This window comes from Helicobacter pylori (assembly GCF_016755635.1).
In the GTDB taxonomy this organism is placed as follows: Bacteria; Campylobacterota; Campylobacteria; order Campylobacterales; family Helicobacteraceae; genus Helicobacter; species Helicobacter pylori_CQ.
In genome coordinates this window covers 850,270-861,645 of sequence record NZ_CP051500.1, presented here as the reverse complement: position 1 = coordinate 861,645, position 11,376 = coordinate 850,270, and the positions used below count along the sequence as shown (strand labels likewise).

Below are 11,376 nucleotides of genomic sequence, written 5' to 3'. Positions count from 1 at the left end.
TAACTAAAACATACGGATTTTTAGAATAAAAATCTTTAAAAAACCCGTATTGTTTAGTTTTTAAAAATATGGTTATATTTAAAAAATTTTTATTTTTAGGGGTTTTATATGAACCAAAATACAGAGCAAGTATCACAAAACAAGGGATTAAATGAGTTTGAAAGGGCTAAGGTTTATTACACCAAAAAAGTTGCAGACAATCTCTTGTATATAGCAAACCCAAGCAATAAAGTGGAAGCGCCTTATAAAAGTGATGCCAAATTAGAAAAGATGGGTATTAGTAAAGATGATTACAAGCAAAGCATAGCTCAAAATAGCCGTAATTTTTGCGCTTACTCAGGCACTCCTTATAACAATGTAAATGATCTTAACCTTGATTTAGAAAAGGCTATACATAATTATAATTCAAGCGCGTGGATAGGACTTAGCGATGCTGCAATTAAACTAGAAATAGGGAAACTTGCCAAAGAAGAACCACAAAAAGCCAATGAACTTAAAAACGCTTTAAGAGAAATTAAAAACAATGAGCCTTGCGTGGAAGTTATGTTCATTAAACATTCAAGAGATAAAATTCTAAGAAATGAAAACAATGAAATTATTTATGCAAAGAACAATCAAGGCGAATACATTTTAAACGCTAAAGGCGAAAAAATCCCCTTGTATGAAACTCAAGAAAAAACTAACCCAATGGGTGAAACTTATTTTGAAAGGGTGCAAGAAAAATGCGAACCTTATGTAAAAATTGAAAAGTTATATAATTTGGAAGCATTTTCTAAATATTTAAGCGAACAACAAATGGATAATTTCGTTGAAAACCTAAAACCCCTTAGTAACGCTCATTTTGAGAAATTTACAAACGCTATGTTAAGACTAGAGCATGATAAAGATTATCCTATGGAAAAACAAGCCACTTCTAACCTTGTATTAAAAGATGTCAAAGATAGGATTTTCAACGACATAGATAAAAATAATGTTTTTAGTGATGAACAAAAAAGCGCTTATAAAAACAATATTGATAAATTGTTTGAAACTATCAATGACTATTGTACGATTAAAAACGAAAAATACCAGCAAATCTTTTTTGAAAATCAAAAACAAAACCAAACACAAAAGCAAGTAGATCAATACTCTACAATGGAGTTTTAAATGTTATTTGATAGTTTATTTTCCATCAATGAGCAACAAAAAGTAAAAGCTTGGAGTGATTTTTTTAGAGAGTTAAAAAAAGATATGAAAGAAATTTATAATAAATTTGGAGGCAATGCAGAATGGACAACTTTTTTAACTAGGTTTTCTAATGATTTAAGCCGTGCGTCTAATTATGTGGAATTTGAAACTTTACAATCTATCTATTCTAAAGAACTTGAAGAGTTACAACAAACAATCGCAACAGATAAAACGCAACAGCAACTTTTAGAACAAGATAATATTTATTTTGGATTACAAAGCGCTTTACAAAATGACTTAAAAGATTTAGATTATTTAAGCGACAATAAAAACAAAGACGATGAAGAACAAACCATTCAGAAGTCTTTTGAACAAGATTTAGATGATTTACAAAATGATAAACTTAACTTGGAGATCAAAGAGTCTATCAACAAACAAGACGATAAAAATTATCAAAATAAAGAACAATTAAACACAGAAACAAAGGAAAATATTAGGGAAAATTCTAAAAACTCTCATTTGATACCTATAACAAATTTAAAAAATTTTTTACATAATAGAAGAGAAAATTTTAAGATTTCACAACAAGATTTACCTAGTGAAAAACAAAAAAAATACTCTGATCAATTATTCAAAAAAGAGCTTTTAGAATACGCTAAACACAATATGAGTGCCAAAGAATTGCAAGTTTTAGCCATGCTGGTTAATAAAGAACCAAGCGCTATGAAGACAAAGCACAAAGAATTTTTACATGAAGTTTTAATGACAGCTCTAATCAACAATAAAAACTTAAAAGAAAATGACCCTATAAAACTTGCATTAGCTTACAATATTCAAAATTCAAAAACCAATCAAGTTCCTTATAGCATTTTTAACAATCAAAAAGGAAATCATATTCCCCCACTCAATGAAGAGCAACATAAGATCTTACAAAACGCTATTATTAATAACGAAGTGGATAAAAGAGCTTTGGGTGTTTGGAAGTTTAATAGCGAAAATCAAAATAATTTAACTCAAAATAATGCTAATGTTAATGAAATGGTTAAAAATACCACTAATGATAATCCAATTAAAGACAATAGTATTAAACAAAATAACATTATTGACAATAATAATGTAAAAAATAACAATGATTTGTCTTTTTTAGATGATGAGCCTATTGATTTCAATCAAGGTAATCATTCTGTTGATTTTAATGGTAAAAAATCTGTAAAAAACAACACTGAGAAAAAGCCATTAAGTCCTAAACTACAAGCTTTTGAATATAAATCAAAGCAAAACATACAAAACGCATTAACAAAGGCTAGAGAATTGAAAAATGATCAAAGCTTATCAAATAATAGCGTGACTATACCTATGGAGATGAATTTTTAAACACAAGTTAGTCAAGTGATTAAAGTTTTTAGTGGAATTGAAATAAAGAGGCAAAAACAAATGAAAACTTATTCATATAACCATTTTTTATTTTTCTGCTTTATTCTAGGAGCGTTTTTATTAGGTTTGCTTAATCCAGCCTATGCTTTAAGCATTATCACCACTAAAGAAATTGACGCTAATTTGCCTAATGGAGCAATAGAAAGCAGGGTGGTGTTAGGCAAAAGGGTGTTTAAAGTAGAAGCTCATGGGTTTTATTTTAGAAACAATGCGACTAACAGCATAGATATAGAAATCACCAGTCTTTTAAGAGACAATCAATCGTTTCCTTTAACTAACCCTGCTAAAACCAGTTTAAAAATACCTCCTAACGCCAAGATTAAAAAATCCACTATCCTTGTTTTAAAAGGCGAGAACGCTGAAGAAGTGGCTAAGATTTTAGGCGTTAGCAAAGAAGAATACCAAAATCTAGAAAACACCGCTCAAACCAAAGCGACTAATGACCCTATGTATGCCAACACGCCTTTTAGTAATGGCTCTGATAGTTCCGCTTACGATAACAATCCTAATAGCCCTAACAATAATGCTATCAATGGCAACGATGGGGTAAATGGGAGCAGTGGGAGTAATGGTGCAAATGGGAGTCATTCAAATAATAATGCAGTAGGCAGTGGTATTGATACAGATGGCGTGTTAGGCGTGGATGGGGTGAATGGCTCTAGTTCTTCAAGTAATGGCTCTGTAGGAGGTTATGAGAATAATTTCACTAATCATGGTTCTACTAACAATAACACAGGAGGGTATGACAATTTTAATAATAATAGCTCAAGTGGTGGGAGTTTAGGGAATGGGGGGCTTTTCCCTATTCCTTTTGGTAATGGAGACACAAACAATTCCAATAATCCTACTAACACCACTAGCCCAACTAATGGCAGTAGTTCTAATAGCACCACTAATCCTAACTCGCAAGAAAACAATTATTCCAGCCAGTATTGTAAAGCGCCCAAATTAAGCCCCAACAACACAATGAAACTAGATGTTATCGCTAAAGATGGCTCTTGTATTTCTATGAACGCTTTAAGAGATGACACTAAATGCGCTTATAGATACGATTTTGAAGCTGGCAAGGCTATCAAGCAAACGCAATACTACTATGTAGATAGAGAGAATAAAACGCAAAATATCGGTGGTTGTGTGGATTTGCAAGGCACTCAATACGCCATGCAACTTTACAAAGATGACAGCAAATGCGCCTTACAAACCACAAGCGATAAAGGTTATGGTATGGGGAAAACTCAAACCTTTCAAACCGAAATCGTGTTTCGTGGGATGGATAATCTAATCCATGTCGCTGTGCCTTGCAGCGATTATGCAAGGGTGCAAGACAGGATTGTTAGGTATGAAAAAAATGATAAAACCCAAACCTTAACGCCTATAATAGATCAGTATTATAATGATCCCAGCAACCCTAACAAGCAAGAGATTTTAAATCGTGGGATTGCTACCCAACTAAGCTCACAATATCAAGAATTTGCATGCGGTCAATGGGAATACAATGACGCTAAATTAGAAGCCAAAAGACCTACAATGCTAAAAAGCTATAACAAGCTTAATGGCGAATGGGTAGAAGTTACGCCCTGTAATTTTGAAGCAGGGATTAAAAGCGGTGCGGTTGTTAGCCCTTATGTGATGGGCGTGTCTAGTTCTAAAGTCTTAAGCGATATTAATACAAGCCATTATTTTAGGATAGAAAGGAAAAATTATGGTGAGAGAGAACAATGCCAAAAACCTTATGGAGTCAATCGTTGCCAACCGCAATATTTCCATACTAATCCTAGTATCACCGATTGGAACGCCACTTACAAAACCACTACCACCCAAACCACTCAACCTTATTTACGCCCAGCCCAAGATAATGAAAGCCCCACAACTTATAATCTTATCACCACTCAAACCACCATCAACAGGACTCAAAGCGTTTTAAAAAACGAATTGCATTTGAGTAATGATTATTTGAAGTATGTAGAAATCCATCAAGGCTATTACAAGGATAATGATCTTAAGCAATCGCAAGGCTATATTGATTGGTCTAATTACTATCTCAATCAGAATGAAGGCTTTTGCTCTCAATATAACATTTGGAGTGAAAGCACAAAAATTGGTAAGAATTGGTATTATTGGTATGATAATAAAATTTCTTGCACTCAAAGACTGATTTATAGACCTTTTCAAGGATAAGGCATGAAAGCGTTAAAGACTTTTTTAAAAAAATCCCTTATTCTGTTGTTGGCGATTGTTTTAAACCACCTGAACGCTGTGGCTATGATTGTGGATAACCCTACGCAGAATATCTGGCAACAAGCAAAAGACGCCATAGACAAGTCTCGCTTTGTTCAACAGGTCAATCACTGGACTGACCAAATCAAAAAATACCAAGATATGATAGAAAAAGCTCAATCAACCATTAACCAACTCAATAAAGTGAATGATATTTTACTGAAAACCAATCAGTTTATGAATGGTTCTATTTTAAATATCCCTAATCCTATGGGTTTAGTAGAAAATGCAACTCAAATTGCCAAGAATATAAAATCAAACGCTCTCGCTCTACAAAAAAGCGCTAAAAACTACCATCTAGCCGAAAAATTTTTATTACGAAATATTGCTAACAAATGCCCTGAATTAGATATGAATAAAATTAACCCAAAAACAAAAGAGATTTTTTTCTCCGATAAGGGAAAAGAAAAGAGTGCCGCTAGACAAGCTTTAGAAAATTTAGCTAATGCACTTGGAAATACACAAATTACAACCACTCAAGATATAACAACAAGTTTGAGTGGTAGGGTTTTGGCAGATTTTATTTGCAAAACAAAAGAGCGAGAACTTTTAGGGATAAAAAAGCAGCAATACCTAGCTCAAGCACAAACTTGTCTAATATCAAAAAATTTTCAGTGCTATGGAGATTTTTTATCTCAATCAAAACAAATTAATTTAAAAATATTCAAAGAAGCTCAAGCTAGAACCTTTAAACTTTTTTCATCTTTACAGAACAGGGGTGCAAGTTTCACACAAGAGCTTTCCGTTAAAAATCCTATTTATGCGAAAGAAGGGTATTGTTCTAAACAAAATATTGATGGTAAGGATTATTGTTTTAGTAATACACTTGAAATTGAGCGATTGATAAACACTTTTGAGAAAGACAATAGCTCATATATAGAAAGGCTTAAAGGAGCAACAAATCAAGAAACTAAAGCAAAAGTCTATGCAGACTTTAAACAAAAATTTGAAATGTTAAACACGCAAATTCTACTTAATATTGCTGATAACCTAAATTTTATGAATCAAACCCTGTCTCTTATGGCAAGTGCCTATTCGGACACTTATTATAAACAACAAAATATCATTATGCCATCATTTTTAAACCCTCCTGAAAGCGTTAAAAAAGAGTTTTTAGATGAGGTTGATGAAAAATAGTTCATTTTTGAACGCTTTTATTAAAACTCAAAGACAGCACCGCTTAATGGATTTTTTTGTAAAATAAAAGAAAGTTTAAGGAGGCTCATAATGTTAAAAGAATTACGCCAAAAACGCCCCTTAGTGCATAATATCACCAATTATGTGGTGGCGCAATTTGTGGCTAATGGTTTATTAGCCTTAGGGGCATCGCCTTTAATGAGTGATGCCATTGCTGAAATGCAAGATTTAGCAAAAATTTCTGACGCGCTCGCTATCAATATTGGCACTCTCAATGAACGCACCATTTTATGCGCTAAAGAGGCTATCAAACATTATAAGGCTTTGAATAAACCCATTGTGTTAGATCCTGTGGGGTGTTCAGCGAGCGCTTTACGCCATGACACAAGTTTAGAGCTTTTAGAAAGCGAAGGGGTTAGCGTTCTTAGGGGTAATGCTGCAGAATTAGGCTCTTTAGTGGGGATTTCGTGCAAAAGTAAGGGGCTAGACTCTCATTATGCCACCACGCCTATAGAAATAGTCAAACTAGCGGCTCAAAAATATTTTGTGATAGCGGTAATGACGGGTAAAACAGATTATGTGAGCGATGGGAAAAAAGTTTTTAGCATTACTGGGGGGAGCGAGTATTTAGCGCTCATTACTGGGGCTGGGTGTTTGCACGCAGCGGCGTGCGCGAGCTTTTTAAGTTTGAAAAAAGACCCCCTAGATTCTATGGTGCAACTTTGCGCGCTCTACAAACAAGCCGCTTTTAATGCGCAAAAAAAGGTGTCAGAAAATAACGGCTCTAATGGTTCGTTCTTGTTTTATTTTTTAGACGCTCTAAGCTTGCCCATAAAGTTAGAAAATAGCCTTATTAAGGAAGAGTTGTGAAAGTTTATCCGCAAGTTTTAAGCATTGCCGGCAGCGATAGCGGTGGGGGTGCTGGGATACAAGCCGATTTGAAAGCGTTCCAAACTTTGGGCGTGTTTGGGACAAGCGTGATCACTTGCATCACCGCGCAAAACACACAGGGCGTGCATGGGGTTTATCCATTGAACGCAGAGAGCGTGAGGGCGCAAATCTTAGCCATTAGAGATGATTTTTCTATCAAAGCGTTCAAAATGGGAGCGTTATGCAACGCTCAAATCATTGAATGCGTGGCGGACACTTTAAAAACATGCGATTTTGGGTTGTGCGTTTTAGATCCGGTGATGGTGGCAAAGAATGGGGCTTTGCTTTTAGAAGAAGAGGCGATTTTAAGCTTAAAAAAACACCTTTTACCTAAAACCCATTTACTAACCCCTAACCTCCCTGAAGTTTATGCACTCACAGGCGTTCAAGTGCGAGATAATAAAAGCGCTTCAAAAGCGATGGGTATTTTAAGGGATTTAGGCGTTAAAAACGCTGTGATTAAAGGGGGGCATACAGAGCATTTTCAAGGGGAATTTAGCAACGATTGGGTGTTTTTAGAAGACGCTGAATTTATCCTAAACGCCAAGCGATTCAACACGAAAAACACGCATGGCACGGGTTGTGTTCTGTCTAGCTTGATAGTGGGCTTACTCGCTCAAGGGTTGGATTTGAAAAACGCTATTTCAAAGGCTAAAGAGCTTTTAACTATTATCATTCAAAACCCTTTAAACATTGGGCATGGGCATGGGCCTTTGAATTTATGGAGTATTAAAGAGCTTGTTTGATGCGAATTGTTTGAAACTCATGTTTGTGGCTGGTTCGCAAGACTTCTACCACATAAAGGGTAGCAAAAACGATAGGATAAACGCGCTTTTAGACGCTTTAGAACTAGCTTTACAATCTAAAATCACAGCGTTTCAATTCCGCCAAAAAGGCGATTTAGCCCTACAAGATCCTATTGAAATCAAACAATTAGCCCTAGAGTGTCAAAAACTATGCCAAAAATACGGCGCGCCTTTTATTGTTAATGATGAGGTGCAACTCGCGCTAGAATTAAAGGCTGATGGCGTGCATGTGGGGCAAGAAGACATGGCTATAGAAGAGGTAATGACTTTATGCAAAAAGCGCTCTTTTATAGGTTTGAGTGTTAACACTTTAGAGCAAGCCCTAAAAGCGCGCCATTTAGACGGCGTAGCCTATTTTGGGGTAGGCCCTATTTTCCCCACACAATCTAAAAAAGACAAACAAGTTGTAGGCGTGGAGCTTTTAAAAAAAATAAAAGATAGCGGGGTAAAAAAACCCCTCATAGCGATTGGGGGCATTACGACGCATAACGCTTCAAAATTGCGCAAATATGGGGGTATCGCAGTCATTAGCGCGATTGCGCAAGCCAAAGATAAAGCCTTAGCGGTTGGAAAACTTTTAAAAAATGCGTGAGGGATTCTAAAATCCCAAATTTTTCTACCCCAGCGTGTCCAATAAACGCTCTTCAAAGGCAAAAAGCATGGGGGTTTTTTCGCATGTAATTTCCACAGAAGAAAAGCCTAAAAGGGTGTTTTGAGCTTCTTTTAAAATTTCTTTAGTCCTTTGGAGGGTGGTTTTTAAAAAAAGCTGTTTTTCTTTTTCCTTTAAATAAATAACGCCGCCAATTTCGCCCAAATTAGGATACAGAGCGTAAAAATCAACGCTTTGTTTTTTGGCTTTCACTTGCAAAAAGGCTTTTTTGCGTTCGTTTTCAATCACAAAACTCAAAACCTGCGATTGCAAGCTTAAAAGCATGTTGGCCGTATTCAAAAACTCTTGCGGATTTTTAGCATGGACTAATTTTTCGCTCAAAAGTTCTTTATATTCTTTTAAAGGGGTGCTATCTTTAGCGCTCAATATTTCTTTGATTTTTTTCATTTCAAGAACACTCAAATCGTCCAATGCGTCTAAAATTTTTGGGGCAGGCACTAAATTTTTAAGCACAATATCGCCCAGCTGGTTTCTTTGCATGGTCGCAAAATAAGGCTGATTGATTTTCAATTCCTGTTCGCTTTTGGTGGGGATGATCCTATTACCCACTTGCAAAAGAAAAAGATCTTTATCCTGTTTTTCTAAAACCTTTAAAAGAATGGGTAAGGTAGCGTTAAAATGGTGTGCGGCGTTTTTGGAATGAAGAGCGTTAAGCTGGTTTATGGCGTTTAGGGCTTCTAGCATTAAAGGGCGTTGTCTTTGATAAAATCAAGGATTTTAAAGCTCGCTTCTAATTTGTTCATAGAAGGGATTTTTTGGGTTTTTTTATGGCTAAAGAGCCACAATTCATTCTCTAATGAGCCAAAAGGGCGTGAATCTTTAATGAGATTCAAAGCGGCCATGGAGCAACCCTTGCCGTTATCTTGAGAAGGTTTTAAAAGATTTTGAGCGTTTTTGATGGCGTTTTGTTGATCGTCTTCGGCTTTAAAGCCGATTTTAACGAATTGATTGGGATTGATAGAAGCCAGTAAATCCTTATTTTGAACGCATTCAATGTTTAGGGTTTCGCCCAGTTCGCTTTTTTTAAGCTTATGGTTAAAAGAAGTTTTAGGCACATAATCGCTAATGGCGGCTAAATTAAAGAGTAGGGGTTTTAAGGCATGTTTTTGCAGGTTGTTAGCGGCGTTATTCAAGGCGTTTTCATAAGATTTGGTGTCGCTGACTAGAACGCTTGCGATTTCTTTGGGCAAGGGGGTGGGGAAGTTTGATGCAATCAAAGTTACTTTCGCTCCCTTAAAATATAACGCTAGGGCTAATGCACTCGCTTGGATCCCGCTAGAGAGGTTGCTGATCGTTCGAACGCTGTCAATCTTTTCCACGCTCGCTCCGCCCATGATTATGACTTCTCTGTTTTCAAAATAAGCGTCTTTTAAGAGCGTTTGAGCGGCTTTAAAAAGGATTTCTAAAGGCTCAGCCATCGCCCCATCGCCTTTAGTATCGCATGCTAAAAGGCCGTTTTGCGTGTCTAAAATAGTATAGTTGAAATCTTTCAAGCGTTTTAAATTACTTTGAACGATAGGGGAATGAAGCATGTTGGTGTTCATGCTAGGGGCTAGGATTTTAGGGGAAGCGCAAGCTAAAAAAGTCGCGCTGATAATATTATCCGCTAAAGCATGAGCGATTTTAGACAAGCTGTTAGCACTTAAAGGGGCAAAGATGAGTAAATCAGCGCTAGCAGCGCATGCGATGTGGTTATGGTGCAATGCGTTTTGGTGGTTGTAATACCATTTTTCATTACGATCATGCAAGACTTTATGGTGGCTCAAAGCTTCAAAACTTAAGGGTTTGATGAATTTTTTTGCGCCCTTACTCATCACCACTTGGATACTAGCCCCGCTTTTAAACAACAAACGCACTAATTCTAGGGATTTATACGCCGCAATAGAACCGCTCACGAGCAATAAAACGCGTTTGTTTTCTAACAATCTTAAGGGGTAAAACAAATCTTCTAAAAAATTCATAGTAATTTTAACAAATCATCAGGCTCTAGCCATTGGTTGTTAGTGTGGCTGCTGTATTCAAAATCGGGGGCGACTTTTTGGCCTTTTTCGTGGAGTTTGGTGAGCGTGTAATCTTTAGGCGTTTGGAAGCTTATAGTGGGCTGAATGATGAAAAAGTCTTCAAATTCTAGGGCTAAATGGCTTTCATCTTTAGGGATCATCACTTCATGGAGTTTTTCGCCCGGGCGAATCCCTATGATTTTAGTAGGAATATTGGGGGCTAGGGCTTTAGCGAGATCAGTCATTTTCATGCTAGGGATTTTAGGCACAAAAATTTCCCCCCCATGCATTCTTTTCAAGCTTTTAAGCACAAAAGAAACCCCCTCATCTAAGGTGATCCAAAATCGTGTCATGCGAGTGTCTGTAATGGGGATTTCACTCGCTTTGTTTTGGACTAATTTTTTAAAAAACGGCACCACGCTCCCACGACTCCCCACCACATTACCATAACGCACCACGCTAAATTGCGTTTGAGAAGAGCCTTTAAAATTATTCGCGCTCACAAAGAGCTTGTCGCTGCACAATTTCGTTGCGCCGTAGAGGTTAATGGGGTTAGCGGCTTTATCAGTGCTTAGAGCGATGACCTGGCTGATGGCGTTTTTTAAGCATGCGTTAATCACATTGCTCGCTCCCATGATATTGGTTTTAATGCATTCTAGGGGGTTGTATTCAGCGATAGGCACATGCTTGAGTGCTGCCGCATGGATACAAATATCCACGCCCTCTAAAGCGTAATTCAAGCGCTCTAAATCCCTGACATCGCCGATAAAAAAACGCATTCTAGGATCATTAAATTCCATGGCCATTTCGCTTTGTTTCAATTCATCTCGGCTATAAACGATGATTTTTTTAGCGTTGGTGGTGTCTAAAACTTTACGAACAAAGCGCTTGCCAAAACTCCCAGTGCCTCCGGTGATTAAAATCGTTTTGTTATCCAACATGTTTTGATGATTTG

General features: G+C 36.6%; 10 protein-coding genes. 7 read left to right on the top strand and 3 right to left on the bottom strand.

From position 1 onward, the window contains the following. Positions 1-108 precede the first annotated feature (108 nt). The 7 genes from HG567_RS04025 to thiE all read left to right on the top strand — a co-directional run bounded on the left by HG567_RS04025 (position 109) and on the right by thiE (position 8,343). A complete protein-coding gene (locus HG567_RS04025; RefSeq protein ID WP_202139279.1) occupies positions 109-1,146 on the top strand; it encodes a hypothetical protein in 1,038 nt (345 codons plus the stop codon). After that, positions 1,147-2,541: a hypothetical protein gene (locus HG567_RS04020; protein WP_202139278.1), complete on the top strand. Its 1,395-nt coding sequence runs from the start codon at positions 1,147-1,149 to the stop codon at positions 2,539-2,541. Positions 2,542-2,601: 60 nt separating this feature from the next. Beyond that, complete coding sequence (locus tag HG567_RS04015) at positions 2,602-4,779, top strand: competence protein (protein ID WP_202163658.1); 2,178 nt, start codon at positions 2,602-2,604, stop codon at positions 4,777-4,779. A 3-nt stretch (positions 4,780-4,782) separates the two neighbouring features. Continuing rightward, entirely contained in the window at positions 4,783-6,015 is a 1,233-nt protein-coding gene (locus HG567_RS04010) for a hypothetical protein (protein ID WP_202139276.1), read from the top strand. A 90-nt stretch (positions 6,016-6,105) separates the two neighbouring features. After that, positions 6,106-6,885 (top strand): hydroxyethylthiazole kinase, encoded by a 780-nt coding sequence (gene thiM / locus HG567_RS04005; RefSeq protein ID WP_202139275.1) that lies wholly within the window; start codon positions 6,106-6,108, stop codon positions 6,883-6,885. Then, positions 6,882-7,691, top strand: a complete 810-nt coding sequence (gene thiD / locus HG567_RS04000) for a bifunctional hydroxymethylpyrimidine kinase/phosphomethylpyrimidine kinase (RefSeq protein WP_202139274.1) — start codon at positions 6,882-6,884, stop codon at positions 7,689-7,691. Before thiM ends, thiD begins: the two co-directional genes overlap by 4 nt. Beyond that, on the top strand, positions 7,684-8,343 hold the full coding sequence (thiE, locus tag HG567_RS03995; protein ID WP_202139273.1) for a thiamine phosphate synthase: 660 nt from the start codon (positions 7,684-7,686) through the stop codon (positions 8,341-8,343). Before thiD ends, thiE begins: the two co-directional genes overlap by 8 nt. A gap of 24 nt (positions 8,344-8,367) precedes the next feature. Here the strand turns inward: thiE and HG567_RS03990 are convergent, their stop codons facing one another. Genes HG567_RS03990 through pseB form a run of 3 tightly spaced genes read right to left on the bottom strand, consistent with a single transcriptional unit; the run spans position 8,368 to position 11,362 of the window. Then, entirely contained in the window at positions 8,368-9,105 is a 738-nt protein-coding gene (locus HG567_RS03990) for a hypothetical protein (RefSeq protein WP_202139272.1), read from the bottom strand. Then, the gene (gene coaBC / locus HG567_RS03985) at positions 9,105-10,382 is read right to left on the bottom strand and encodes a bifunctional phosphopantothenoylcysteine decarboxylase/phosphopantothenate--cysteine ligase CoaBC (protein ID WP_202139271.1); all 1,278 of its coding nucleotides are present in this window, start codon (positions 10,380-10,382) and stop codon (positions 9,105-9,107) included. Before coaBC ends, HG567_RS03990 begins: the two co-directional genes overlap by 1 nt. Next, a complete protein-coding gene (gene pseB, locus HG567_RS03980; RefSeq protein WP_202140238.1) occupies positions 10,379-11,362 on the bottom strand; it encodes a UDP-N-acetylglucosamine 4,6-dehydratase (inverting) in 984 nt (327 codons plus the stop codon). The genes coaBC and pseB overlap by 4 nt, the downstream gene beginning before the upstream one ends. Positions 11,363-11,376: the final 14 nt, after the last annotated feature.

Bases quoted from the DNA above. Each gene is read 5' to 3' on its own strand.
- HG567_RS03990 (WP_202139272.1), bottom strand. From the start codon at position 9,105: ATGCTAGAAGCCCTAAACGCCATAAACCAGCTTAACGCTCTTCATTCC.
- pseB (WP_202140238.1), bottom strand. From the start codon at position 11,362: ATGTTGGATAACAAAACGATTTTAATCACCGGAGGCACTGGGAGTTTT.
- thiM (WP_202139275.1), top strand. From the start codon at position 6,106: ATGTTAAAAGAATTACGCCAAAAACGCCCCTTAGTGCATAATATCACC.
- HG567_RS04015 (WP_202163658.1), top strand. From the start codon at position 2,602: ATGAAAACTTATTCATATAACCATTTTTTATTTTTCTGCTTTATTCTA.
- HG567_RS04020 (WP_202139278.1), top strand. From the start codon at position 1,147: ATGTTATTTGATAGTTTATTTTCCATCAATGAGCAACAAAAAGTAAAA.
- HG567_RS04010 (WP_202139276.1), top strand. From the start codon at position 4,783: ATGAAAGCGTTAAAGACTTTTTTAAAAAAATCCCTTATTCTGTTGTTG.
- HG567_RS04025 (WP_202139279.1), top strand. From the start codon at position 109: ATGAACCAAAATACAGAGCAAGTATCACAAAACAAGGGATTAAATGAG.
- coaBC (WP_202139271.1), bottom strand. From the start codon at position 10,382: ATGAATTTTTTAGAAGATTTGTTTTACCCCTTAAGATTGTTAGAAAAC.